The organism is Actinomadura sp. 21ATH (assembly GCF_041951345.1).
In the GTDB taxonomy this organism is placed as follows: domain Bacteria; phylum Actinomycetota; class Actinomycetes; order Streptosporangiales; family Streptosporangiaceae; genus Spirillospora.
Window position 1 is genome coordinate 9904 of sequence record NZ_JBGNUR010000020.1, and the last position, 23674, is coordinate 33577.

Below are 23674 nucleotides of genomic sequence, written 5' to 3' on the forward strand. Positions count from 1 at the left end.
CACGTCCTCTAATGCCGCCCCGCCCGCGAGAGGGCGACACGCCACGAGTCGACGGGGCGGGGCGGCATTAGAGGACGTGTTCCGCGAAGCGGGACAGGGTCAGGGTCAGGGCCTTCTCGCCAGGGGTGGCCCAGAGGTCCTCGTTGAAGATCTCCACCTCGATCGGGCCGTCGTAGCCGGTCGCGTCCACCGCCTCGCGGAAGCGGCGCAGCTCGACGCAGCCGTCGCCGAGCATCCCGCGCCCGGTCAGGACGCCCTCGGGCAGCGGGGTGGTCCAGTCGGCCACCTGGAAGATCGCCAGCCGGTCCTCGCGGCCCGCCCGCGCGATGTCCGCGTACGCGGCCGGGTCCCACCAGAGGTGGTACGTGTCGATCACCACGCCGACCTGGGCGGCCGGGTGGGGCGCCGCCAGGTCGAGCGCCTGGCCGAGGGTGGCGACCACGCACCGGTCCGAGGCGAACATCGGGTGCAGCGGCTCGATCGCCAGCCGGACGCCGTGCTCGCCCGCGTACGGGGCCAGCTCCGCCAGCGCGTCGGCCACCCGGGCGCGGGCGCCGTCGATGTCGCGGGAGCCGTCCGGGAGGCCGCCGCTCACCAGGACGAGGACCGGTGCCCCGAGGGCGGCCGTCTCCTCGATGGCCCTCCTGTTCTCGGCGATGGCGCCCTCCCGCTGGAAGAAGCCGCCCCGGCAGAGGGACGTCACCGCCAGGCCGGCGTCGCGGACGAGCTTCGCCGCACGGGTCGGCCCGTACTCGGCGACGGGCTCGCGCCACAGGCCGACGCCCCGGACGCCCTCGGCGGCGCAGCCGGAGACCAGGTCGGGGAGGGGCCAGTGGCGCGTCGTCCACTGGTTGAGGCTGAAGCGCGGATCGGCGGTCACTGCGGCACCCCCTGGACGGTCAGCCAGGCGCGCATCCGGGCGGCCGCCAGCTCCGGGTCCGGATAGAGGCCGTCGGCCAGCTGGAAGAGGCGCACCAGGTGCGGTACGGAACGCGCGCTCTCCAGCCCGCCGACCATCCGGAAGTGGCTCTGGTGGCCGGACAGCCAGGCCAGGAAGACGACGCCGGTCTTGTAGTAGTACGTGGGCGCCTCGAAGATGTGGCGCGCGAGGGGGAGCGTCGGCGCGAACGCCTCCTCGTAGGCGTCGAGGTCGTTCGCGTCCAGGGCGTGCAGGGCGGCCGCGGCGGCGGGCGCGATCGGGTCGAAGACGCCGAGGAGCGCGTCGCTGTGGCCGTGCTCGTCGCCGCGGATCAGGTCCGGGTAGTTGAAGTCGTCCCCGGTGTAGAGGCGCACGGAGTCCGGCAGGCGGCGGCGCAGGTCGATCTCGCGGCCGGCGTCCAGGAGGGACACCTTGATGCCGTCGACCTTCGCCGCGTGCTCGCGGATGACGTCGAGCACGGCCGCGGCCGCCGCGTCCAGGTCCGGCGTGCCCCAGTAGCCCTCCAGTGCCGGATCGAACATCGGGCCCAGCCAGTGCAGGATCGCCGGCCGCTCCAGCTGGGAGAGGAGGCGCCCGTACACCTCGGCGTAGTCGTCCGGGCCGGTCGCGGCGGCGGCCAGCTGGCGGCTTGCCATCAGGATCGGCACGGCGCCCGCCTCGGCCACGACCGCGAGCTGCTCCTCGTACGCGGCGACGATCGTCTTCAGGGACGCCGGGCCGGGCGGGAGCTGGTCGGTGCCCGCGCCGCAGGCGATGAGGCCGCCGCGGGCGCGGGCCGCCGCGCCGCTGCGCAGGATCAGCTCCCGCGTGACGGACCAGTCCAGTCCCATCCCGCGCTGCGCCGTGTCCATCGCCTCCGCGACGCCCAGCCCGTACGACCACAGGTGCTCGCGGAAGGCCAGCGTCGTGTCCCAGTCGAGCGAGTCCCCGAACGGGTCGGGCACGACGTGCGCCGCCGCGTACGCCACCCGCGACGCCGCCGGACCCGCCGGGCGGCCGAACGCGCGCGGCTCGCCCAGCGTGTACGGCACCAGGCCCTCACCGGACGCGGCGGGCGCGGCCGAGGGGAGCACGACCTTCATCGGGACAGCTCCGGGACGTCCAGCCGGCGGCCCTCGCGCCACGCCCGCAGCCCCAGCTCGGCCAGCTGGACGCCCCGCGCGCCCGCGTAGAAGTCCCACGCGAACGGGCCGTCGTCGTACACGTGGCGCAGGAACATCTCCCACTGGACCTTGAAGCCGTTGTCGAACTCCTCGTTGTCGGGGATCTCCTGCCACTGGCCGCGGAAGTCCTCGGTGGCGGGCAGGTCGGGGTTCCAGACCGGCTTGGGCGTCATCGAGCGGTGCTGGACGCGGCAGCGCCGCAGCCCCGCCACGGCCGAGCCCTCCGTGCCGTCCACCTGGAACTCCACCAGCTCGTCGCGGAACACGCGGGTCGTCCACGACGAGTTGATCTGCGCGACGATCCCGCCCTCCAGCTCGAAGATCCCGTACGCGGCGTCGTCGGCGGTGGCCTCGTACGGCTTGCCGTGCTCGTCCACCCGTTCCGGGATGTGCGTCGCGCCGAGCGCCTGGACGGACCGGACCGGCGCGATCGCGTCGAGCACGTACCGCCAGTGCGCGAACATGTCGAGGATGATCCCGCCGCCGTCCTCGGCCCGGTAGTTCCAGCTCGGCCGCTGGGCCTCCTGCCAGTCGCCCTCGAACACCCAGTACCCGAACTCGCCGCGCACCGACAGGATCCGCCCGAAGAACCCGCCGTCCACCAGCCGCTGGAGCTTGCGCAGCCCCGGCAGGAACAGCTTGTCCTGGACGACCCCGTGCCGGATGCCCGCCTCGTCCGCGAGCCGGGCCAGCGCCAGGGCCTCCTCCAGGCCCTCCGCCAGCGGCTTCTCGGTGTAGACGTGCATCCCCGCCGCGATCGCCGCGCGGATCGCCGTCTCCCGGGCGGAGGTGACCTGGGCGTCGAAGTAGATCTCGGTGTCGGAGCGTTCCAGGGCCTCGGCCAGATCGGTCGTCCAGTGCTCCAGCCCGTGCCGTTCGGCGAGGTCGCGCAGCTTCTGCTCGCTGCGGCCGACGAGCACCGGCTCGGGCCACAGGACGGTGCCGTCGGCCAGCGGCAGCCCGCCGGCCTCCCGGATCGCCAGGATCGAGCGGAGGAGATGCTGGCGGTATCCCATGCGGCCGGTGACACCGTTCATGACGATCCCGATGGACCTGCGTGCCATCCCGTTCCTTCCCTAAAGGTGTGCTTCGAGAGCTGAGGTGCTATTCGGCGCCCGCGCCGGCCCCGAGCAGGCCCCGGATGCGGGCGGCCACCCGGGAGAACTCGGGGTGGTCGACGGTCCGGGCGTAGTCGCGCTCGGCGGGCAGGTCGACCTCGATGACCTCCCTGATCGTGCCGGGCCGGTCGCTCATCACCACGACCCGGTTCGCCAGGTACGCGGCCTCGGCGATCGAGTGCGTGACCAGCAGCACGGTGGTGCCGGTCTCCCGCCAGATCCGGTTGAGCTCGATGTTGAGCTGCTCGCGGGTCAGCGCGTCCAGGGCGCCGAACGGCTCGTCCATCAGCAGGACGGGCGGCTCGTGCAGCAGCGCGCGGCACAGCGCGACCCGCTGCTGCATGCCGCCGGACAGCTCGTGCGGCAGCGCGTCCTCGAACCCGGTCAGGCCGGCCATCTCGATCAGCTCGGCGGTCCGGCGCGCGGCCTGGTCGGACGGCATCTTGCGCATCTCGGCCTGGAGCAGGATGTTCTTGCGGGCGCTGCGCCACTCCAGCAGCGCCGCGCGCTGGAACACGTACCCGATGTCGTGCCGCGGCCCCGCCACCCGCTCGCCGCGCAGCCGCACGTCGCCCGACGTGGGCTTCAGCAGCCCCGCGACCAGCTTCAGCAGGGTGGACTTGCCGCAGCCGGACGGGCCCACGATCGCGACGAACTCGCCCATGGCGACGTTCAGCGACACCTCGTGCAGCGCGGTGACGTCGCGCTTGCGGCTGCGGAAGCGGACGGCCACGTCGTCCATGCGGACGGCGGCGCCCTCGGCGGTCGCCGCGGTCCCGGTCTCCGGTTCGCTCATGATCCTCATAGGTCAGCCCTGGGGTGCGGTGTCGGCCTGCCAGTACTCGGCGGGCGGCTGGGCCTTGCCGATGACGCCGGCCTGGTGGAAGACGTCGATCGTCGTCTTCCAGTCGGCCTCGGTGTTGACGCCGGGCGCCTTGCCCTTGGTCGCGTCGGTGTGCAGCAGCCCGATCGTGGCCTTGAACTGCTCGGTGATCACCGGCACCGGCGGCAGCTGGTCGGACGCCCCGGCCATCGACGCGACCGCGCCGGCCTCGTCCTTCTGCGCGGCGGTCCAGGACTCGCTGGTGGCCGCGACCATCCGCTTGACCAGGTCGCCCTCGCTCTTGAGCTTGCGCTCGCCGACCATCAGCCCGTTGGAGAAGAAGTTCAGCCCGTGCTCGGAGAAGCGCAGCGCGGTGGTGGCCTTCTTGGACTTGTCCTTCATGATCGGGCCCTGGTCGTTGGCGAACCCGACCAGCCCGTCGGCCTGCCCGGACATGACCGCGGCCATCTTGCCCGCCGGGTCGGTGTTCTGGATCTGGACGTCGGACTCGGCGAGGCCGTTCTTCTTCAGGAACACGGGGAAGGTGCGCGACAGGGCGTCCCCGGCCGTACCGGCGATCTTCTTGCCCTTGAGGTCGGCCGGCGCCTTGATCCCGGTGGTCTCGAACGCCTGGACCGACGCGGGGGTCGTCTGGAGGAACACGCCGATGCTCTTGATCGGCATGCCCTTGTCGACCGCGGCCAGCAGCGCCGGGGTGTCGGCCCAGCCGAAGTCCGTCTGGCCCGCGCCGGTGGCCTGCACGGTCTTCTGCGAGCCCTGGCCGGCCTTGATCTCCAGGTCGATGCCGTGCTTCTCGAAGATCTTCTGCTTCACGCCGTAGTAGAACGGCGCGTGCTCGCCGTACGGGTACCAGTTGAGCGTCAGGCTCACCTTGGTGAGCTTCTTGCCGGAGGCGCTGGTGGTCTCCTCGGAACCGCCGCCGCAGGCGGCCGCGGTGAGGGCGAGCGCGGGGACGAGGGCGATGGCGAACGTGCGGAGTTTCATGGGGTCTCCGTGGGGGTGGTTCCGCCGGTGGGCGGGTGTCCGCTAGCGGCTGGTGGCTAGTAGGTGGTGGTCACGGCCTCGCCGCGGCGGCTGGCGTGCCAGGGCAGCAGGAGGTGTTCGGCCAGTTCGACCAGGACGAAGAGGATGACGCCGATCAGCGACATGACCAGCAGCCCGGCGAACAGCATGGGGGTGTCGAGGTTGCCGTTGGCCTGGAGGATCACGTATCCGAGGCCCTCGTTGGCGCCGACGAACTCGCCGACGACCGCGCCGGTGACGGCGAGCGTGACCGCGACCTTGAGCCCGGAGAACAGGTGCGGCAGCGAGGCCGGGAACCGGATCTTCGCGAACGTCTGGAGCGGTCCGGCGCCCATCGTCGACGACAGCTGGATCATCTCCGGATCCACCGCCTTCAGCCCGGTGACCATCGAGATGACCACGGGGAAGAACGCGATGAGCACGGCCACCACGATCTTGGGCGCGAGCCCGAAGCCGAGCCACACCACGAACAGCGGGGCGATCGCGATCTTGGGGATGACCTGCGCGAACAGCAGGATGGGGTAGAGGGTCTTCTCGACCGTGGTGGAGTACACCATGATCACCGCGGCGGCGATGCCGACGACGACGGCGATCACGAAGCCCAGCAGCGTCTCGTACGTGGTGATCCAGGTGTGGTGCCAGATGTACGACGCCTTGTCGCCCATCACGCCCAGCGTCGTCCCGGGGGACGGCACGAGGTAGGGCTCCACCAGCCCGGCCGCGGTGACGCCCCACCAGGCGGCCAGGCAGGCGAACAGCAGGCCGACGGGACGCCAGGTGCGTTCGAGCGCGTCCCGCACGCGCTCTCCCGCACCGGGCGCGTCGCGGGCGGCCACCCCCTTCACGGGTGTGGCCGTTGACGCGGGCGTGGTCACCATGGGACCTCCGATGGCGGTCTCAGAAAGCGCTCTCTGAAAGCGCTTTCTCGGCTACTATGGCTATGACCGTAAGAACAGCGGGCGATCCGGTCAAGAGGTCAGGCGCGGCAATATCGACCGGCGTACCGTCGCACACGGAAAACCCCCTACCGGGAGGCGCCATGACCGAGCCGGAACGGCAGCACGTGACGCTCCAGGACGTCGCCCACCGGGCCGGCGTCTCGCTCGCCACCGCATCGCGCGTGCTGAACGGGACCGCCCAGGTCAGAGCCGACCTCCGGGAGAAGGTGCTCGCCGCCGCCGGGGTCCTGGCGTACACGCCCAACGCCCACGCGCAGGCGCTCGCCAGCTCGTCCAGCAAGGTCATCGGGGTCATCTGCCACGATGTCAGCGACCCCTACTTCGCCAGCGTCGCCCGCGGCGTCATGCGCGCCGCCTCCGACCGGGACCTGATGGTCATGCTGGCCAGCACGTTCCGCGACCCGGCCCGGGAGATCGAGTACATCGCGACGCTGCGCGCCCAGCGGGCCCGCGCCATCCTGCTGATCGGCTCCGGCTTCGAGGACCGCGACTGGGAGCGCTCGATGAACGCCGAGCTGGACCCGTACCAGCGGGCCGGCGGCCGGGTCGCCGTCGTCAGCCGGCACCGCAGCCTCAAGGTCGACACCGTCCTGCCGCAGAACCGCGAGGGCGCCGCCGCGCTCGCCGCGGCCCTGCTGGACCTCGGACACCGCGACTTCGCCGTCCTCACCGGCCCCCGCGAGCTGACCACGGTCGCCGACCGCTTCGGCGGCTTCGCCGCGGCCGTCGCCGAGGCCGGGCTGGAACTGCCGGAGTCCCGCGTCGTCGAGGCCGCGTTCACCCGCGACGGCGGCTACGCGGCCGCCACCGAGCTGATCCGCCGCGGCGACCTGCCCACCTGCGTGTTCGCCGTGACCGACGTGATGGCCATCGGCGCGCTCGCCGCGTTCCGCGACAGCGGCGTGAGCGTCCCGGGCGACGTGTCGCTGGCGGGCTTCGACGACATACCGATCGTCCGCGACCTCACCCCGCCGCTCACGACCGTCGCGCTCCCGCTCGACCTGATGGGCGAGCGCGTCATGGAACTCGCCGTCCGGGACCCCGCCCGCCGCAGCCGCGTCGAGCGCATGCCGGGCGAGGTCGTCCTCCGTGCCAGCACCGCGCCTCCGAGGGGGAGCCGTTGAATCTCGGTGATCTGAAGATCGAACGCGTCCGGACCTTCCCGGTCGCCCTCCCGACCCGCCGCTCGTTCGGCGTCGCCGGCGGCGCGGTCGCCGTCGCCGGGCGGCCCAGCATCCGGATCCTGGTCCGGGTGGACGCCGGCGGCGCCACCGGCTGGGGCGAGGCCACCCCCATCCCCGCCTGGACGTACGAGACCGCCGAGTCGATCGTCACCACCATCGACCGCTACCTGGCCCCCGCGGTCACCGGCCACCCCGCCTGGGACCTGGACGGCATCGCCCGGATCTTCGACCGCACCGTCAACCGCGGCTTCAGCATCGGCGCCCCGCTCGCCAAGAGCGCCGTCGACATGGCCCTCAACGACCTCCTCGGCCGCGCCGCGGGCGTCCCCTGCGGCGTCCTGTGGGGCGCGCGGCGCACCGACCGGATCGAGCTCGCCTGGGTCGTCTCGGGCCAGTCGCCGGCCGAGGTGGGGGACAGCGTCGCCGAGGGGCGCGGCCTCGGGTACGGCGCGTTCAAGGTCAAGATCGGCCTGCACGACGAGGCGACCGACGCCGCCGTGGTCGAGGCCGTCCGCGCGCACGCCGGACCGGACGCCCCGCTGTGGGTGGACGCCAACCAGGGCTATACGGCGCACGCGGCCCTCCGCATGGCGCACCGGCTGAGCCCGCTGGGCGTCACGGCGTTCGAGCAGCCGCTGCCCGCCAACGACGTGGCCGGCCTGCGCCGGCTGCGCGCCGACTCCCCGGTCCCGGTCGCGCTGGACGAGAGCCTGCGCCATCCGTCCGACCTGGCCACGTTCGTGAAGCTCGACGCGATCGACATCGCGATCGCCAAGGTGCAGCGCAGCGGCGGCCCGACCCTCTCGCGCCGCCTGTGCGCGCTGGCCGAGGACGCCGGCGTCCAGCTGATGGGCTCCGGCCTGACGGACTCCGACCTGGGCCTGGCCGCCTCGCTGCACCTGTTCGCCGCGTACGGCATCGACACGCCCGTCGACCTGAACGGCCGGCAGTTCGTGGAGTCCCCCTACGCCGCCTCGACCGTGCGGGTCGAGGGCGGCACGGCGCACGTCCCCGACGGCCCGGGCCTGGGCGTGGAGGTGGACGAGGCCACCGTGAGAAGACTCACCGTCGATGTCCTGAGCGGCTGAGGGGTGCTAATGCCCCGTGCTCTGCTCTTCGGCCGCGGACGGGGCGGACTCGGCGCTGGTCGCCGGCTGCTCCTGGTCCGTGGTCTCCGCGCCCTGCGAGGGCCAGGAGACGAGCCGGGTACGACGGGGGTTCGCCAGGGAAGTGCTCACGGTTGCCGCCGTCCTCCTTCAACGATCGATTCGGTCTCCGGCGATCGACCGGAGAAGGAGATTTTCTGGATCACCCCCCCTCCAACGCAAAATGGTCTAGACCTGCCCCCCGCGGGTGGCGAGCCAGGCGTGGAGGAGCATGTGGAACTCCAGGCGCTGTTCGGGGTCGTAGATGTCGTCGCCGAAGAAGGTCTCCAGCTGGCGGAGGCGGTAGCGGATGGTCTGGGCGTGGACCTGGAGGCGGACCGAGACCTGGGTGGCGTTGAAGCCGCATTCGAGCGAGGCCAGGAACGTCTCGGCGAGGCGCTGCCGCTGGGACGGGCGCAGCTTCATCAGGGGTTCGAGCCGGCGGGCGGCGGCGCGTTCGAGGAGCTCGCGGTCCTGGGTCATGACCAGGAGGGGGATGTGCCGGTCGGCGTGGACGAGGCCGTCGTGGCCGATGACGGACGCGGTGGCGAGGGCGAGGGCCTGGCGGGCCCAGCGCAGCGACTTGGCCACCTCGGTGATCTCGACGGTGGGGCCGAGGGCGCCGATCCAGTCGCGCAGGCCGGAGCGCAGCATCCGCTCGCGGCCCGGGCCGGCCGGGTCGGGGACGATCAGGCACGGCTCGTCCAGGTGCAGGCCGGGGAGGATCTCGTCCGGGAAGGAGGGCGGGTGGACGTCGGGACGGCGCTCGCCCAGCGCGAGCGCGGCGACCGTGCGGGGCGGCCGCCACTCGGCCAGCCGGGCGGGCTCGCGGAGGTCGGCGAGGCGGGGCGGCGGGTCGCCGATGAGCAGTTCGAGCAGCTCGCGGCGGCGGTTCTGGCGCTCGCCCACGGCGCGGGCCGCCACTTCGGCGTGGCCCTCGGCGACGACGCCGACCAGGCGGTCGATGTAGGCGAGGACGGCCTGCGCGACCTCGGCGATGATGCCGGCGGTGACGCGGTGCGGGGTGCGCTCGGAGGCTTCGGTGAGCCGCCGGACCGCGACGCCGGCGCCGGTGCGCAGGGCGCGCTGGAGGGATTCCAGGTCGCGGCCCTCGCGCGCCTCGCCGACCCCGACGCCGCGGAAGAACTCCACGATCTCGGCGGAGGAGGTCGCCGGGTCCGCCATCAGGTCGACGAAGTGGCCGATCGCCCAGGCGACGCCCTGCTCCAGCACCTCGGAGTAGCGGGCGTCGTGCGGGCGGGCGTACTGCGGCACCTCGCGCTGGATCTCGGCGACCGCCTCCGCGGCGATCTTCGGGACGTGCTTGCGGAGCGCTTTGGCCAGCGTGGGCGTGGTGCCCTCGGGCATCCGGACGTCGAGCAGCCCGTCGGAAACCTCCACTCTCTGCCTCCTCCTGTGCCGGGCCCCCGGATCACTTGTAACCCATCTCACACATTGGTGTCCGAAGTTGCAGTGGAATCGGTGGTTTTGGAAGGACCTGAAGGGAGGTGTTTGTCCGTTCCATGGGGGTAAGGGGCGCTTATGGCAGGGTCGGTCATGAGCGAGTCAACGGAGCAGAATCTCGTGGTCGCACGGTCCGTGATGGACGCCGCGCAGCGGGAGATGTGGGAGAAGGCGAGGCAGCGGTTCCCCGCCCTCAGGTTCGGTGCGCTGGCCGGGACGCTCGGGCTGCTCGCCACCGCCTCCACGTACCGGCTCAACCTCCTGCTGCTGGAGAAGAAGCTGCCGCCCGAGGCCGCCGCGCTGGTCGCGGCCGCCGCGTACTCCGGCGGCGCCGCCGGTGCCGCGATGCTCGCCGCCCGCCGCTGGCGCGGCCTGCCCCCGCCGCTGCCGACCGAGACCGCGCGCCAGGTCGCCGAGATCATCGCCGACTCGACCTGAGGCCGGGGACCCGTCCGCCACCGCGCGTGCGCGGCTGACTCACTCGCGTGATCCCGGGTAGGGACGCGTCCATGGAGAGTGCTGACGGCTCGGCGGCCGAGCGGCCCGCCCATGCCGAGATCACCTTGATCGTGAACGGGCACGAGCAGCGGATCACCGTCGACACGCGGGCGTCGATCCTGGACGTGCTGCGCGAGCGGCTCGGGCTGACCGGATCCAAGAAGGGCTGCGACCACGGCCAGTGCGGCGCCTGCACCGTCCTGCTGGACGGGCGCCGCGCGAACGGCTGCCTGGCGCTGGCCGTGGCGCACGACGGCGCCGAGATCGTCACCGTGGAGGGGCTGGCGCCGGGCGGGCCGGACGAGCTCGCGCCGCTCCAGGAGGCGTTCGCCGAGTGCGACGCGTTCCAGTGCGGCTACTGCACGCCGGGCCAGCTGTGCTCGGCGGCCGGGATGCTCGGCGAGATCGCCGACGGCCGGCCCAGCGCGGTGACCGCGGACCTGGCCGGACGGCCCGCGCTGACCGACGCGGAGATCCGCGAGCGGATGAGCGGCAACCTGTGCCGGTGCGGCGCGTACGTCAACATCGTCGCCGCGATCCGGCAGGCGGGGGCCCAGGAAGGGGTGCGCTCGTGAGGCCGTTCACGTACGCGCGGGCGGCCAGCGCCGAGGAGGCGCTCGCGAGCCACACCGGGAACGCCTTCTACCTGGGCGGCGGCACCAACCTCGTGGACCTCATGCGGCTGGGCGTGGCCGAGCCGGAGCGGCTGGTGGACGTCACCCGCCTCCCGTACGGCACGGTCGAGGAGGAGCCGGACGGCGGGCTCGCGATAGGCGCGGCCGTCAGGAACAGCGACCTCGCCGCCCACGACGCCGTGCGGAGGCGCTTCCCCATGCTCGCCCAGGCCGTCCTCGCGGGGGCGTCCGGGCAGATCCGCAACATGGCCACCGTCGGCGGGAACCTGCTGCAGCGCACCCGCTGCCCCTACTTCCAGGACGTCACCAAGCCCTGCAACAAGAGGAGCCCCGGTACGGGCTGCCCCGCCATCGAGGGCGACCACGGCAACCTGGCGATCCTCGGGCACTCGCACGACTGCGTGGCCACGCACCCGTCCGACATGGCGGTCGCGCTGGCGGCGCTGGACGCGCGCGTGCGCGTCCGCGGCGGCGAGGGCGAGCGCGTCGTGCCGCTGGTGGGGCGCGGCCCCGAGCCCCTCTACCGGCTGCCCGGCAACGAGCCGCAGCGCGACACCACGCTGGAGCCGGGCGACCTCATCACGGGCGTCGAGGTGGACCCGCTCCCCATGCCGTCCCGCTACCGGAAGGTCCGCGAGCGGGCGTCGTTCGCGTTCGCGCTCGTGTCCGTCGGTGCCGCGCTGGACGTGGTCGACGGGACCGTCCAGGAGAGCCGCGTCGCGCTGGGCGGGGTCGCCCACCAGCCGTGGCGGGCCTGGCGCATGGAGGACCGGCTGCGCGGCGCCCCGGCGACGGAGGAGGCGTTCATCCGCGCCGCCGAGGCCGAACTGGAGGCGGCCAAGCCGCTGCGCGACAACACCTACAAGGTCCGGCTCGCGCGGAACCTGATCGTGCGGACGCTCGCCGAGCTGGCGGCGGAGCAGGGGGAGGACCGATGACGGCGCTGGAGCGGGTCGAGGCCCGGGAGAAGATCACCGGGCGGGCCCGGTACGCGTTCGAGTACCCGGTGGCGAACGCCGCCTACCTGTACGCCGTCCCCGCGACGATCGCGAAGGGCGAGATCAGGTCCGTGGACGCCCGGCCCGCGCTGGCGCAGCCGGGCGTGCTGGCCGTGCTGTCCTGCGAGAACGCGCCCGCGCTGCCGTCCGGCACCGACGGGGAGCTGGCGCTGTTCCAGTCCCGGCGGGTCTCGTACCGGGGGCAGCTGGTGGCCGCGGTGATCGGCGAGACGCTGGAGACCGCGCAGGAGGCGGCCCGCAGGGTCCGGGTCGAGTACGCCCCCGAGCCGCACGACGTGCGCCTGCGCCGCGACAACCCGAACCTCTACAAACCGGACACGGTCAACGCCGGCTTCCCCGCCGACACCGAGAAGGGGCGCCCGGACGACACGCTCCCCACCTGCGCGGTGCAGATCGACGCGACGTACCGGACGCCGGCGCAGCACAACAACCCGATGGAGCCGCACACGACGCTGGCGCTGTGGGAGGAGGACGACCGCCTGGTCGTGTACGACTCCAACCAGGGCGCCTCGTCCGTGAGCGCCGCCCTCGCCGAGATCTTCGAGCTGGACCCGTCCCGGGTCCGCGTGGTGGCGTCGCACGTGGGCGGCGGCTTCGGGTCCAAGGGGACGCCGCGTCCCAACGTGGTGCTCGCGGCGATGGCGGCGAAGGCCGTCGGGCGGCCGGTGAAGTACGCGGTGACGCGCCAGCAGATGTTCGCGATCACCGGCTACCGGACGCCGACCGTCCAGCGGGTGCGGCTCGGCGCGGACGAGGACGGCCGGATCGGCACGCTCATCCACGAGGTTCTCGTGCAGACCTCGACGGTCCGGGAGTTCGCGGAGCAGGCCGGGACGCCGTCCCGCACCATGTACCGGGCGCCCAACCTGCGGACCGCGCACCGGCTGAGCACGCTGGACGTGCCCACGCCGTCGTGGATGCGGGCGCCGGGCGAGACGCCGGGCATGTTCGCGCTGGAGTGCGCGATGGACGAGCTGGCGTTCGCCACCGGGGTCGACCCGATCGAGCTGCGCGTCCGCAACGAGCCGGACGCCGAGCCGGAGAGCGGGCTGCCGTTCAGCTCCCGCAACCTGGTGGCGTGCCTGCGCGAGGGCGCCGCCCGGTTCGGCTGGGCGGAGCGCGATCCGGCGCCGCGCTCGATGCCGCGGCGCGGCCGGAAGCTGCGCGGCATGGGGGTGGCGTCCGCGACGTACCCGGCGAACCGGGCGCCGTGCCGGGCCACCGCGCGGCGCGAGGCGGACGGGCGCTGCACGGTGCGGATCGCCGCCACCGACATCGGCACCGGCGCCCGCACCGCCCTGACGATCATCGCGGCGGAGACGCTGGGGGTGGAGCCGTCCCGGGTCACCGTGGAGATCGGCGACAGCGGCCTGCCGCGGGCGTCGGTCGCGGGCGGCTCGACCGGCACCGCCAGCTGGGGGACGGCCGTCGTCCGCGCCTGCGAGGCCGTGCTGGAGGCGCCGCCCGGCACGGAGGTGGCGGCCGACACGACCGAGGAGATCAAGGCGCAGGAGAAGTACGCCCGGCACGCGTTCGGCGCGCACTTCGCCGAGGTGGAGGTCGACGCCGACACCGGCGAGGTCCGGGTGCCGCGGATGCTGGGCGTGTTCGCGGCCGGCCGGATCGTCAACCCGACGACCGCGCGCTCGCAGTTCGTCGGCGGCATGACGATGGGCCTGGGGATGGCGCTGATGGAGCGGAGCGTGATGGACGAGGAGTTCGGCGACTACCTCAACCACGACCTCGCCCAGTACCACGTGCCCGCCTGCGCGGACGTGGCCGGCATGGACGCGGTCTGGATCGAGGAGGACGACCCGCACCTCAACCCGATGGGCGGCAAGGGCATCGGCGAGATCGGGATCGTCGGCGCGGCCGCCGCCGTCGCCAACGCCGTCCACCACGCCACCGGCGTCCGGCTGCGCGAGCTGCCGATCACCCCGGCGGCGCTGCTGCCGTCACTCTGATCCCGTCAGCCCGCGGGCGGCCGGTCCCGTACCGTCTCGACCAGCCGGGGGACGACCTCCTCGACCAGGTTCAGCAGCACCTCCTGGAGCAGGAGGTGCACCTGGGCGCGCGTCAGCCGGCCCTGCTTGAGCCATTCGCGGGAGGTGGCCTCGGCCATCCCGGAGTACGCGCGGAACGCCGACCGCACCTCCGCGTGCTCCCGGGACAGCGCGGTCAGCCCGACCACCTCGGTCATGTGCCCGACCGCGCGGTCCCTGGCCTCCTCCAGGATCGCGTCGAGCTCGGCGTCCCCGCCCGAGGAGTTCATGTCGAGCGCGGCGATCCACGTCTCCCGGTTGCGGTCGAGCAGCTCCAGCCAGGCGTCGATGCTGTGCCCGACCCGCTCGCGGACGCTCGCGCCCGCCGCGCACGACGGCACCGGGATCGGCGGCACGCTCATCATCTCCGTCACCGCCGCCAGGTACAGCTCGCGCTTGGTGCCGAAGTAGTGGTTCAGCAGCCCCCGGCTGACCCCGGCCGCGGCGGCGATCTCGGTGTTGGAGACCGTCCCGTACGGGCGGCTACTGAACAGCGCCCGCGCGCAGGCGAGGATCTGGTCCCGGCGCTCGTCGGGCTCCTTGCGGACCCGGCGGGGGCGCGGGGCGGGGCTGCCGTCGCTCATCCTGGGCTCGTCCTTTCCTGGAGGCGCCGCGCGCGGGCGCCGCCGGCCGGGGCGCGCGCCCGGCCGGGACCGCTGGGACCGGCCCATCATGACCGACGGCGATCTCCCGCCGCGCGGCCGCTCAGCCGCCGGGCGACGCCGGATCGGCCCCGGGGGACCGCTCCTGCTCGCCCTTGGGATCGGTCATGCTCTCGTTCACGGCCCCGATCGAGGTCACCTCGGTGATCCGCCACCGGCCGCCCTGCCGCGCCAGCCGCATGTCGAGGTACGAGCCGAGCACCCGGCGCGTCCCGGCGGTGCTGCGCACCTCCGAGTCCATCACCACGACCGCCTTCGCCGCCGCCTCGTCGACGTCCTCCAGGTAGACGTTGCGGACGGTCGCGGTGGCCGTCGCCTTGAGCTTGGTGATGACGCCCTCCAGCCCGCCGGTGAAGGCGACGTCGTAGGTCTTGGCGAAGTCGTCCGAGGCCAGTGACAGCACCCGGTTCCGCGCCGCCTGGAGGTCGGTGTGGTCGTAGCTGAGGAGCGCCTGCCCGAACTGCCCGGCGCGGTCCCGTACCGCCGTCCGGTCGGCCTTCTCCTGGGCCGCGGCGTCGGCCGCCTTCCACTGGAGCCCGGCGGTGACCACGGACGCCGCGAGCACCAGCACCCCGGCCGCCTGGACCAGCCGCGCCCTGGACCGGCCCGGCTCCTTCGCCGCCTCGTTCTCCTGCTTCTTCCCTTCCTCCCTGTCTTCCTTCTCTTCCTTCACTTCCGCTTCGACCTGGTCGTCGGTGTCGGTGCTCATGGGAACCTCCTGCGGAGCAGCGTGCGGACGAAACGGGCGGCCGCGGCGATGACGAGCACGGCGCCGAGGGCGGGCGGGAGCAGCGGCAGCCACCGTTCCGGCCCGCCGGCCGGGGCGGCGTCGCCGGTGGCGCCGACCTGCCGTACGGGGGCGGGGGCGGCGGTGGCGTTCCCGGCGCCGGGCCCCGGAGCCTTCGCCTGGCCCGCCGTCCCGGCCTTCTTCGCGCCCTTGGCCGTCTTCGGGGTGGACGGGCAGAGCGCGACCTTCGGGGCCTTGGGCTTCGGCACGGGCGAGGTGTACTCGGCCGCCGCCGGAGCGGCGCCCGGCAGCGTGAGGACGGCCGTGACGCGGAGGTACTTGCCGGACGCGTCGGTGGCGGTGATGTCCGAGACGAGCGCCTGGAGGGTGGGGACCATCTCCAGCACGTGGTGGATCTTCGCCTGGTTCTGCCGGGTGAACAGCGGCGCGGACGGCGTGGCCGCGGCGGTGAGCAGGCAGCCGAGGCCGGGCCGGGCCGCGCGCAGCAGGTCGTTCGCCTCGCGCAGGGTGCCCGGCCCGTGCTCCAGGACCGTGTCCAGGTCCCGGCGGCTCTGCCGGAGCGCGGCGGTGAACGCCGCCAGGTCGTTCACGCCGGAGGCCAGCTGGTGGCGGTGGTCGCTGAGGGTGGCGGTCAGCCGGGTCAGCTCGGCCGACAGCCCGTCCAGGACGTGCGCGTCCGCGGCCAGCGTGCCGGTGAGCCGGTGCGCGTCGGCGATCGTGTCGTTGAGGGTCGTGCCGCGCCCCTCCAGGCCCCGGGCCAGCTCGTGGACGAGGGTGCGGGAGTCGCGCGGGTCGACGGCCTTGAGCGTGTCGCCGATCCCCGCGAAGAGCCGCTGGTAGTCGGTCGTCCCGGCGGTGCGCCCGACCGGGATGTGGTCGCCCGCCTTCAGGACGGCGGTGCCGGGCTTCGCGGGCGGGGTCAGCTCGACGTACGGCTCGCCGATCGCCGACTTGCGCAGCACGCGGGCGCCCACGCCGGCCGGGACCCGCACCCCGCGGTCGAGGTCGAGGCCCACGTCCACGTGCCCGGTGCGCAGCTCGATCGCACCGACCTCGCCGACCCGGACGCCCAGATGGGTGACCTCCAGGTCCTCGTTGAGGCCGGGGGAGTCGGCGAACTCGGCGGTGACCCGGAACGGGCGGTCCAGCGCGTCGACGCTGATGATGCTCCGTACCGCCCAGATCGCGAGCACGATTCCGAGCAGGGCGAAGAAGGCGAGGTTGACGGCGATGCGGGGATGCCTCATGAGCGCGGTCCCATCAGCTCGTCCAGCGGCAGCCCCCGCTGCCCGGTCCGCTGCTCCGTCCGCGGTTCCGCCTCCGGCGCGGCGCCCGCGGAGGGCAGGAAGCCCTTGATCCACAGGAAGAGCAGGCCCTGCCCGCTGTGGGACACGGACGGGCCGTTCAGGAACTTCAGCACGGCCCCCGCGACGGCCTTGAGGTCCTGGCTCCCGCGCACGGCGGCGGCGAGCAGCTCGTCGGCGCGCGCCAGCAGGGTGCCGAGGCGGGCGGCGTGGCGCTCGTGGACATTGGCGTTGACGGAGCGGGCCAGCTTGAGGAGCTGCTGCACGGACCGCTTGAGCCGGGCGCGCTCGTTGCGCAGCCGTTCGGTGGCCAGCACCACGTTCCCGGGGAGCCGGCCGAACTCGCCGTGGCCCTTCTCCAGCGAGTCGCCGAGCCGGGCGAGGCCGTCCAGCGCGCGGACCAGGTCGGCGCTCGCGGCCGCGTAGGTGTCGGTGACGTCGGCGGCGCGCTTGATGAGCGTGTTGATCCGGCGGCCCTTGCCGTCCACCGCGGTCGCCGTCTCGCCGGTGATCGTCTGGAGGTTCTGGCCGCCGAGCGCGGCGAGCAGCGGGCCGAGCTTGGCGCTGATCTCCTCCAGGTCCGGCTGGACGGACGTCTGCGCGATCGCGGCGCCGCTCGCCAGGAACGGGCCGGCGTTCGCGGCGCGTCCCCGCGGCAGGTCCAGGCGCACGTAGTTCTCGCCGAGCAGCGACGACTTGGCGATCGTCGCGGTCGTTCCCGTGGGCACCCGGCGGTCGCTCTTGAGCGCCATCGTGACCCGCGCCCGGTAGCCGCTGAGCCGGATCCCGGTCACCGTCCCGACCCGGATGTCGGAGATCTGCACGCTGTGGCCGGTGACCAGGCTCTGCACGTCGTCGAACGTCGCGGTCAGGACCATGTCGCCACGCGGGGCACCGAGCGTCTGGAGCGAGCAGCCGCCCGCTCCCGCGCCCACGCTCACGGCGAGCGCCAGCGCGCCCGCCGCGGCCGCCGGCCGGTGTCCTCTCATCGGGGGACCTCCCCGGTCCTGGGCGGCTTCGTGCAGTTGCCGACGGTGGGCTCGCCCTGGAGGCAGGGGATGGTGCCCCAGCCCATCGCGTCGAACAGCGGCTGCAGCCAGGCCCGTACGGTGCCGTGGAAGACGAGCCGGATGGCGGCGACGTTGCGTTCCCTGTCCCACGCCTGCACGGCGACGTCGGCGAACCGGCCGAGCGCCTCGATGGTCTGGTCGAGCGACCCGGCGTTGGACTTGAGCGTCATGACGATGTTGGACAGGTCGGTGACGGCCGCCGGCAGCGTCTCCTGGTACTGCGTGACCAGCACCTCGCTCCTGCGGATGACGGCGGCGAGCCCGGCGACGAAGTCGCGCAGCCGGGTGCGCTCCTCGGCCAGCGTGCGGCTGGTGGTGGAGAACGACTCCAGCAGCGTGGCCAGCTTCCGGTCCCGCGCGTTGAGGTCGCCGGCGAGGGACCGCAGGCCCTCGGCCAGCGACACGATCCGCTCGTCCTGCGCCGCGAGGTCGCCGGTCAGCGTCGCGGTGCTCTGGAGGGCGCGGTTCACGTCGTCGCCGCGCCCGTCCAGCGCGTCCGCGCCGCGCCCGACGGCGCCGCCGAGCCGGTTCGCGTCGATGGAGCCGTTCAGCCGGGCGAACGCGGCGAGCGCGTCGTCGATCTCGACGGGCAGCTCGGTGCGCTCCAGCGGGACGACCGTTCCCGGCCCGGCCTTGGGCCGCCCGGGCGTCCAGGCCGGGTGCAGGGTCACGAAGCGTTCGCCGAGCGCGTTGGCGGACTCGATGGTGGCGCGCACGTCCCGCGGTACGGGGACGTCGCGGTCGATCTCCATCCGGACGCGGACCCGGTTGCGGCCGCTCTCGCTCCGGATGGACGTGATCGTTCCGGCGTCGGCGCCCAGCACCCTCACCCGCGACCGCTCGTACAGCGACGGCGTCTTGGCGAAGTAGACGGTGATCGGATAGGTGTCGCCGGCGCCGGGCGCGCCGAGCACCGTGCAGCCGCCGGTGCCGGCGGCCAGCGCCAGCGCGGCGGCCGCCGCGGCGAACCGTCTCATGGCCGTCCTCCTGTGGTCCGTGCCCCGGTGGTGCGTGTTCGCGGGGCGGCCTCGGCGAGCTGGGCGAGGTCGCGCGGGGACAGCGGGCCGAGGCCGGTGGCGAGGACCTCCAGCCAGGGGCCGTACCCGCCGGTGCCGGACAGCCCGCTGAGCGTCGGCCCGGCCCAGGTGAGCAGGTCGTTGAGGTCGCCGGTGGCCGGGCGGAGGTCGCCGAGGGTGGCGCGCAGGTCGGCGATCACCTTGACCAGCCTCTCCTGGTGCCGGTCGATCAGCGTGGTCATGCTCCGCACCGTCCGGTCGCCGCTGCCGAGGAACGCGGCCAGCTCGTTCCGCCGGAACTGGAGTTCGGCCAGCATCGCCTCGACGTTGGTGAGCAGCCGGGAGAGCTGCCGGTCCTTGGCGCGGGCGACCTTCAGGATGCGGTCGCCGCCGCCGAGCAGCCTCTTGATCTGCGGATTGCTCTCGTTCACGGTCTCCGCCAGCCGGGTGAGGCCGGTCAGGGCGCTCGACAGGCGGTGCCGGTCGTCCTCGCCGACGCCCTCCAGCTCCGTGACGATCTTGTTGATGGAGCGGGAGTCGAGCCTGGCCAGCGTCCTGGTCCCGGTGTTGAGGACGTCGTTGACGGTGGACGGCACCCGGGTGCGGTCCTTGGGGATGCGGCGCCGCGACTCCGGCAGCGCGGCCAGGTGCGGGGTGCCGACCGGGCCCGACAGCCGCAGGTAGCGGCCGCCGAGGACGTTCTCCACCTTGACCTCGGCGCGGGTGGCGGTGCCGAGGTCGACCTCCGCGTCCACCTTCCACTCGACGAGGACCTCGCCGCGCGCGTAGTCGGGCTCGACGCTCGTCACCTCGCCGACCCGGATGCCCGCGACCCGCACCTCGTCGCCGGAGCGCAGCCCGCCGGTCTCGGCGAACACCCCGGTGACCGTGTACCGGTCCTGGAGCAGCCCGCGGGTGCCGACGAGGTACACGCCGAGCACGAGCGCGATCAGCGTGCCGGCCGACACCAGCCCGACCGTGACCTTGTTCCGGTCCCGGAACGACCCGAGCGCCATCAGGACCCCCCTCCGCCGACGATCAGCCGTTCCAGCGCGCCCGATGAGGTGATCGCCTCGCTGGACTCGCGCGGGCCGGGCAGCCGGGTGGGGTACGGGCAGGGCGGCGCCGCGAGCGTGATGCACGGCATCGCGGACTCGATGAAGCGCCCGTTGTCGACGGCGGCGAAGATGCGCCGGAGCTTGGGGGCGGCCGAGCCCATGACGTCGGAGACCGTCCCGGTGTTGCGGCGCACGCCCGCGGTGAACGTGGACAGCCGCGCGATCACCTGCGCGAGCTCCGCGCCGTTGCCCGCCAGCACCTTGTCCGACGTCCGCGCCATCGCCGCCAGCTGCACGATCGCCTGGTCGATCAGCCGCCGGTTGCCGGTGAACGCGCCGCTCAGCGTGACCAGGTCGTCGATCGCCTTCGCGATCTGCTTGTCGCGGCGGGCGATGACCTCGGTGATCGTCGCGTAGTCCGCGAGCATCTGCTTGAGCGTCGCGCGCCGGGCCGCGATCGTGGACGTCAGCGTGTCCACCCCGACGAGCAGCCGGTCGATCTCGGCCGCGTTGCCGTCCAGCGCCTGCGCGAGCGAGCCGAGCACCGTGTTGACCTGCTCGGGGTTCACGCTCTGCGTCAGCGGCGCGAGCTGGTCGATCAGCGCGGCGGCGTCGACGACCGAACGGGTCCGGGTGATGTGCGCGCCCGGCCGCATCCGCGCCGTGCCGGTGCCGGGGATCAGGTAGACGACCCGGCCGCCCATCGCGTCCCGCCAGCGGATCGCGGCCTCGCTGTCGGCGGGGACCGACACGGACGCGTTCACCGTCATCGTGACGCGGGCGCGGCCCTCGACGACCTTCATGCCGTCCACCCGGCCCACCGGAGCGCCGGCGATCTTCACCTGGTCGCCCTCGGCCAGCCCGCTCGCGTCGTCGAACGTGGCCGTCACCGTCCAGCCGCCGCCGGTGCTCACGCGCGCGATCTGCGCCCCGATGAACGCCGTCAGCAGTCCGGTGACCAGCACGAACGTGCCCAGCTTGAGCGCCAGGCCGATCCGTGCGCGCCTCATCGGCCGCCTCCCCTGGTGGACGGGCCGCACAGGCCGACGAGCAGCTCGCACGGATCGGTGGGCAGGTACGCCTGCGAGCGCAGGTAGTTCTTGCCGCCCGGCCCCGGCAGCGAGGTCAGCTCCCCGTACAGGGGGAGCAGGCGGTTCCCGGTGCGGACCGCGTTCCCCAGGAGGCCGAGCTGGGAGTAGATGACGGCGGCGGCGCGCTCGCCGGAGCGGAACGCCTCGCCGAGCTGCCCGCCGCGCTTGGTGAGGCCGTGCGCGACGAGCGCGGAGACGTCGGAGATCCCGTCGGCGAACGCGCCGAGCCGGCCGGTGCCGCCCGCCGCGGTCGTGGAGATCAGCGTGTTGCCGTCGCCGCCGATCGCGACCAGCTCGTCGCCGGAGCCCGCCAGGGCGGTGCTGAGGTCGGCGCCGTCGCGCAGGAACCGGCGGGCCTCCGCGCGCCGCTTGTGCGCGACGCCCACCAGCACGCCGGTCTGGTCGATGGTCGCGCGCAGCCGGGTGCCGTTCCCCGACAGGCCGTCGGCCAGCGTGCGGACGATCGTCGCGACCTCGGCGGGCTCGATCGCGCCGAGCCCGGCGTCGGCGTCGGCGAGCAGGTCCGACAGGTCGCGCGGGTCGGCGGTACGGGCGATGCGCGCGCCCGAGGCGAGGAACGGGCCGTCCTGCTCGTGCGCGCCCGGCCGGAGGTTCACGAACTTGGGGCCGAACGCCGACGCGGGCTCGATCACCGCCGTGACCGTGTCCGGCACCCGGATCCCGGGCCGGAGCCGCAGCGTCAGCCGGGCGCGGCCGGATCCGGCCAGCTCCGTCCCGGTGACCGAGCCGACGGTCACCCCGCGGATCTTGACCGGGGCGTCCTTGCCGAGGCCCTGCCCGGCCCGCCCGAACTCGGCGGTGAGGACCGTGCCGCCGTCCTGGAACGGCTGCGCGACGAGGCCGTACACGACCAGCCCGGTCGCGGCGAGGGTGGCCACGGCGATCACCAGCCGGCGCCGCAGCGGGATCTCTTCGTTGATCATCCGGTCAGCCTCACGGTCGCGCCGCCGCCCCAGAACACGTACGACAGCAGCAGGTTCAGGGTGACGATCGTGATGATCGACAGCCGGATCGCCCGGCCCGCCGCCCGGCCGACCCCGGCGGGGCCGCCGGTGGCGTAGTAGCCGTAGAAGCAGTGGATGGTGATCACCGCGAACGAGAAGACCGCGACCTTGATCGAGCTGTAGACCAGGTCGATGGTCGGCAGGTAGAGCCGGAAGTAGTAGTCGTAGACGCCCGGTGCCAGGTCGAAGAACTCGGTGCTGATCAGCCGGGTGGCGAAGAAGCTGGCGAACAGCGCGATCAGGTACAGCGGGACGAGCGCGATCAGCGCCGCCGCCACCCGGGTGCAGACCAGGTAGGCGAACGAGGCGATCCCCATGACCTCCAGCGCGTCGATCTCCTCGGAGATCCGCATCGCGCCCAGCTCGGCGGTGAACGCCGACCCGCACTGCGCGGCCAGCGCGACCGCCGCGACGACCGGGGTGATCTCGCGGACGTTGGCGAACGAGCCGACCAGCCCCATGAACGACTCGGCGCCGATCGAGCGCAGCCCGGTGTAGCCCTGGAGACCCACCTCGGTGCCGACGAAGAACGCCATGGTGAAGATGACGAAGATCATCCCGCCGCCGACCACGGTGGCCCCGGCGCCGACGACGATGTCGCTGACGTGCCGGGCGACGGTCTTGGCGTACTTGCGGCGCCAGATCAGGTCGCGGGCGGAGTGGACGGCCACGCGCTGCACGAACACCGGCCACTGCGCCAGGTCGCCGGCGCGCCGCGCGGCTCCGGCGGCCGCCGCCGCGGCGCGCGTTCCGGCGCGCCCGGCCAGGATCGGGCCGGCCATCAGATCTTCGGCGGGAACGCGACGAAGTACACCGTCGTGATCACGTAGTTGAGGGCGAAGACCAGCATGAACGCGACCACGATCGCCCGGTTGACCGCCTGCCCGACGCCGGCCGGGCTGCTCGCGCAGCTCATCCCCATATGGCACGCGACGATCGCGGCGATCATCCCGAACAGCCAGGACTTCAGCAGCGTCACCAGCAGGTCGGAGGTCTGGAGCAGCGAGACCGCGCCGTCGAAGTAGGCGCCGGGGGTGACGTCCTGGAGCAGCACGTTGAACACGAACCCGCCCGCCGCCCCGGCCGCGATGACCAGCGACGCCAGCAGCGTCGAGACGAGGCTGGCCGCCCACAGCCGGGGCGTGACCAGCCGGTGGACGGGGTTGACGGCCATCGTCTCCATGGCCGCGAGCTCGTCCCGGATCCGGCGGGCGCCCATGTCGGCGGTCATCGCCGAGCCGCCGGCGCCCGCGATGATCAGTGCGGCGGCGATCGGCGCGACCTCGCGGACCAGGCCCACCACCACGGCGCCGCCGGTGGCCGACTGCGCGCCGAGCTGCGCGGCGAGCTGGCCGACCTGGAGCGCCACGGTCGCGCCCAGCGGCAGCGACACCAGGATCACCGGCAGGCTCGTCACCCTGGCCAGGAACCAGGACTGCTCGGCGAACTCCCAGAACCACGTCCGCACGTCCCAGGTGCGGCGCAGCCCCTCCAGCGCGACCACGAACATCTCGCCGACCTCGGCGAGCAGCGCGTGCACCCGGACGGGGACACCCGGCGCGACCACGGCATCACCCCCTTCACAGGGGCCACACCCTAGAACCTTGTTGGCGGCCTGCCAAGAGCTTGTTGGCAACTCGCCAGTAACTCGCCCGAGGCCTATTGG

24 protein-coding genes are annotated in these 23674 nt (G+C 73.4%); 6 read left to right on the top strand and 18 right to left on the bottom strand.

Annotated elements, in window-relative coordinates; all coding sequences use genetic code 11:
• Window positions 1-67 precede the first annotated feature (67 nt).
• Genes ACA361_RS36045 through ACA361_RS36070 form a run of 6 tightly spaced genes read right to left on the bottom strand, consistent with a single transcriptional unit; the run spans window position 68 to window position 5933 of the window.
• Entirely contained in the window at window positions 68-880 is an 813-nt protein-coding gene (locus ACA361_RS36045) for a sugar phosphate isomerase/epimerase family protein (RefSeq protein ID WP_375019583.1), read from the bottom strand.
• On the bottom strand, window positions 877-2022 hold the full coding sequence (locus tag ACA361_RS36050) for a dihydrodipicolinate synthase family protein (protein ID WP_375019584.1): 1146 nt from the start codon (window positions 2020-2022) through the stop codon (window positions 877-879). The genes ACA361_RS36045 and ACA361_RS36050 overlap by 4 nt, the downstream gene beginning before the upstream one ends.
• The gene (locus tag ACA361_RS36055; RefSeq protein ID WP_375019585.1) at window positions 2019-3167 is read right to left on the bottom strand and encodes a Gfo/Idh/MocA family protein; all 1149 of its coding nucleotides are present in this window, start codon (window positions 3165-3167) and stop codon (window positions 2019-2021) included. Before ACA361_RS36055 ends, ACA361_RS36050 begins: the two co-directional genes overlap by 4 nt.
• Before the next feature lie 40 nt (window positions 3168-3207).
• Complete coding sequence (locus tag ACA361_RS36060) at window positions 3208-4017, bottom strand: ABC transporter ATP-binding protein (protein ID WP_375019586.1); 810 nt, start codon at window positions 4015-4017, stop codon at window positions 3208-3210.
• 12 nt (window positions 4018-4029) lie between these two features.
• Window positions 4030-5049, bottom strand: a complete 1020-nt coding sequence (locus ACA361_RS36065) for an ABC transporter substrate-binding protein (RefSeq protein ID WP_375019587.1) — start codon at window positions 5047-5049, stop codon at window positions 4030-4032.
• Window positions 5050-5105: 56 nt separating this feature from the next.
• Complete coding sequence (locus ACA361_RS36070; RefSeq protein ID WP_375019588.1) at window positions 5106-5933, bottom strand: ABC transporter permease; 828 nt, start codon at window positions 5931-5933, stop codon at window positions 5106-5108.
• Between the two features lie 194 nt (window positions 5934-6127).
• Between ACA361_RS36070 and ACA361_RS36075 the strand changes: the two genes are divergently transcribed.
• Entirely contained in the window at window positions 6128-7171 is a 1044-nt protein-coding gene (locus tag ACA361_RS36075) for a LacI family DNA-binding transcriptional regulator (protein WP_375019589.1), read from the top strand.
• Entirely contained in the window at window positions 7168-8319 is a 1152-nt protein-coding gene (locus ACA361_RS36080) for a mandelate racemase/muconate lactonizing enzyme family protein (RefSeq protein WP_375019590.1), read from the top strand. The genes ACA361_RS36075 and ACA361_RS36080 overlap by 4 nt, the downstream gene beginning before the upstream one ends.
• Before the next feature lie 6 nt (window positions 8320-8325).
• Here ACA361_RS36080 and ACA361_RS36085 read toward each other — a convergent pair whose 3' ends face one another.
• Both ACA361_RS36085 and ACA361_RS36090 read right to left on the bottom strand, forming a co-directional pair.
• On the bottom strand, window positions 8326-8469 hold the full coding sequence (locus tag ACA361_RS36085) for a hypothetical protein (protein ID WP_375019591.1): 144 nt from the start codon (window positions 8467-8469) through the stop codon (window positions 8326-8328).
• 96 nt (window positions 8470-8565) lie between these two features.
• The gene (locus ACA361_RS36090; RefSeq protein WP_375019592.1) at window positions 8566-9777 is read right to left on the bottom strand and encodes a PucR family transcriptional regulator; all 1212 of its coding nucleotides are present in this window, start codon (window positions 9775-9777) and stop codon (window positions 8566-8568) included.
• A 156-nt stretch (window positions 9778-9933) separates the two neighbouring features.
• Here ACA361_RS36090 and ACA361_RS36095 point away from each other — a divergent pair, with 156 nt between their 5' ends.
• From ACA361_RS36095 to ACA361_RS36110, 4 genes are all read left to right on the top strand, one after another.
• Window positions 9934-10278 carry a phage holin family protein gene (locus ACA361_RS36095; protein ID WP_375019593.1) on the top strand — a complete coding sequence of 115 codons (345 nt, stop codon included), beginning with the start codon at window positions 9934-9936 and terminating at the stop codon, window positions 10276-10278.
• Window positions 10279-10349: 71 nt separating this feature from the next.
• The gene (locus ACA361_RS36100; RefSeq protein ID WP_375019594.1) at window positions 10350-10913 is read left to right on the top strand and encodes a 2Fe-2S iron-sulfur cluster-binding protein; all 564 of its coding nucleotides are present in this window, start codon (window positions 10350-10352) and stop codon (window positions 10911-10913) included.
• Window positions 10910-11911: an FAD binding domain-containing protein gene (locus ACA361_RS36105; RefSeq protein WP_375019595.1), complete on the top strand. Its 1002-nt coding sequence runs from the start codon at window positions 10910-10912 to the stop codon at window positions 11909-11911. Before ACA361_RS36100 ends, ACA361_RS36105 begins: the two co-directional genes overlap by 4 nt.
• Window positions 11908-13956, top strand: a complete 2049-nt coding sequence (locus tag ACA361_RS36110; protein WP_375019596.1) for a xanthine dehydrogenase family protein molybdopterin-binding subunit — start codon at window positions 11908-11910, stop codon at window positions 13954-13956. The genes ACA361_RS36105 and ACA361_RS36110 overlap by 4 nt, the downstream gene beginning before the upstream one ends.
• Before the next feature lie 5 nt (window positions 13957-13961).
• Here ACA361_RS36110 and ACA361_RS36115 read toward each other — a convergent pair whose 3' ends face one another.
• From ACA361_RS36115 to ACA361_RS36160, 10 genes are all read right to left on the bottom strand, one after another.
• A complete protein-coding gene (locus ACA361_RS36115) occupies window positions 13962-14618 on the bottom strand; it encodes a TetR/AcrR family transcriptional regulator (protein WP_375019597.1) in 657 nt (218 codons plus the stop codon).
• A gap of 121 nt (window positions 14619-14739) precedes the next feature.
• A complete protein-coding gene (locus ACA361_RS36120; RefSeq protein ID WP_375019598.1) occupies window positions 14740-15405 on the bottom strand; it encodes a hypothetical protein in 666 nt (221 codons plus the stop codon).
• A complete protein-coding gene (locus ACA361_RS36125) occupies window positions 15402-16691 on the bottom strand; it encodes an MCE family protein (protein WP_375019599.1) in 1290 nt (429 codons plus the stop codon). Before ACA361_RS36125 ends, ACA361_RS36120 begins: the two co-directional genes overlap by 4 nt.
• Entirely contained in the window at window positions 16688-17737 is a 1050-nt protein-coding gene (locus ACA361_RS36130) for an MCE family protein (protein ID WP_375019600.1), read from the bottom strand. The genes ACA361_RS36125 and ACA361_RS36130 overlap by 4 nt, the downstream gene beginning before the upstream one ends.
• Window positions 17734-18795, bottom strand: a complete 1062-nt coding sequence (locus ACA361_RS36135; RefSeq protein ID WP_375019601.1) for an MCE family protein — start codon at window positions 18793-18795, stop codon at window positions 17734-17736. Before ACA361_RS36135 ends, ACA361_RS36130 begins: the two co-directional genes overlap by 4 nt.
• Window positions 18792-19850 (bottom strand): MlaD family protein, encoded by a 1059-nt coding sequence (locus tag ACA361_RS36140; protein ID WP_375019602.1) that lies wholly within the window; start codon window positions 19848-19850, stop codon window positions 18792-18794. Before ACA361_RS36140 ends, ACA361_RS36135 begins: the two co-directional genes overlap by 4 nt.
• Complete coding sequence (locus tag ACA361_RS36145; RefSeq protein ID WP_375019603.1) at window positions 19850-20902, bottom strand: MCE family protein; 1053 nt, start codon at window positions 20900-20902, stop codon at window positions 19850-19852. The genes ACA361_RS36140 and ACA361_RS36145 overlap by 1 nt, the downstream gene beginning before the upstream one ends.
• The gene (locus ACA361_RS36150) at window positions 20899-21927 is read right to left on the bottom strand and encodes an MlaD family protein (protein WP_375019604.1); all 1029 of its coding nucleotides are present in this window, start codon (window positions 21925-21927) and stop codon (window positions 20899-20901) included. The genes ACA361_RS36145 and ACA361_RS36150 overlap by 4 nt, the downstream gene beginning before the upstream one ends.
• Window positions 21924-22790 (bottom strand): ABC transporter permease, encoded by an 867-nt coding sequence (locus tag ACA361_RS36155; RefSeq protein ID WP_375019605.1) that lies wholly within the window; start codon window positions 22788-22790, stop codon window positions 21924-21926. Before ACA361_RS36155 ends, ACA361_RS36150 begins: the two co-directional genes overlap by 4 nt.
• Entirely contained in the window at window positions 22790-23575 is a 786-nt protein-coding gene (locus ACA361_RS36160; protein WP_375019606.1) for an MlaE family ABC transporter permease, read from the bottom strand. The genes ACA361_RS36155 and ACA361_RS36160 overlap by 1 nt, the downstream gene beginning before the upstream one ends.
• Window positions 23576-23674 lie beyond the last annotated feature (99 nt).

What these genes read in the sequence shown, in the direction of transcription:
- ACA361_RS36055 (WP_375019585.1), bottom strand. Translation starts at nt 3,167, where the DNA reads ATGGCACGCAGGTCCATCGGGATCGTCATGAACGGTGTCACCGGCCGC.
- ACA361_RS36155 (WP_375019605.1), bottom strand. Translation starts at nt 22,790, where the DNA reads ATGGCCGGCCCGATCCTGGCCGGGCGCGCCGGAACGCGCGCCGCGGCG.
- ACA361_RS36150 (WP_375019604.1), bottom strand. Translation starts at nt 21,927, where the DNA reads ATGATCAACGAAGAGATCCCGCTGCGGCGCCGGCTGGTGATCGCCGTG.
- ACA361_RS36110 (WP_375019596.1), top strand. Translation starts at nt 11,908, where the DNA reads ATGACGGCGCTGGAGCGGGTCGAGGCCCGGGAGAAGATCACCGGGCGG.
- ACA361_RS36060 (WP_375019586.1), bottom strand. Translation starts at nt 4,017, where the DNA reads ATGAGCGAACCGGAGACCGGGACCGCGGCGACCGCCGAGGGCGCCGCC.
- ACA361_RS36140 (WP_375019602.1), bottom strand. Translation starts at nt 19,850, where the DNA reads ATGGCGCTCGGGTCGTTCCGGGACCGGAACAAGGTCACGGTCGGGCTG.
- ACA361_RS36100 (WP_375019594.1), top strand. Translation starts at nt 10,350, where the DNA reads ATGGAGAGTGCTGACGGCTCGGCGGCCGAGCGGCCCGCCCATGCCGAG.
- ACA361_RS36145 (WP_375019603.1), bottom strand. Translation starts at nt 20,902, where the DNA reads ATGAGGCGCGCACGGATCGGCCTGGCGCTCAAGCTGGGCACGTTCGTG.
- ACA361_RS36115 (WP_375019597.1), bottom strand. Translation starts at nt 14,618, where the DNA reads ATGAGCGACGGCAGCCCCGCCCCGCGCCCCCGCCGGGTCCGCAAGGAG.
- ACA361_RS36120 (WP_375019598.1), bottom strand. Translation starts at nt 15,405, where the DNA reads ATGAGCACCGACACCGACGACCAGGTCGAAGCGGAAGTGAAGGAAGAG.
- ACA361_RS36095 (WP_375019593.1), top strand. Translation starts at nt 9,934, where the DNA reads ATGAGCGAGTCAACGGAGCAGAATCTCGTGGTCGCACGGTCCGTGATG.
- ACA361_RS36130 (WP_375019600.1), bottom strand. Translation starts at nt 17,737, where the DNA reads ATGAGAGGACACCGGCCGGCGGCCGCGGCGGGCGCGCTGGCGCTCGCC.
- ACA361_RS36125 (WP_375019599.1), bottom strand. Translation starts at nt 16,691, where the DNA reads ATGAGGCATCCCCGCATCGCCGTCAACCTCGCCTTCTTCGCCCTGCTC.
- ACA361_RS36075 (WP_375019589.1), top strand. Translation starts at nt 6,128, where the DNA reads ATGACCGAGCCGGAACGGCAGCACGTGACGCTCCAGGACGTCGCCCAC.
- ACA361_RS36050 (WP_375019584.1), bottom strand. Translation starts at nt 2,022, where the DNA reads ATGAAGGTCGTGCTCCCCTCGGCCGCGCCCGCCGCGTCCGGTGAGGGC.
- ACA361_RS36065 (WP_375019587.1), bottom strand. Translation starts at nt 5,049, where the DNA reads ATGAAACTCCGCACGTTCGCCATCGCCCTCGTCCCCGCGCTCGCCCTC.
- ACA361_RS36135 (WP_375019601.1), bottom strand. Translation starts at nt 18,795, where the DNA reads ATGAGACGGTTCGCCGCGGCGGCCGCCGCGCTGGCGCTGGCCGCCGGC.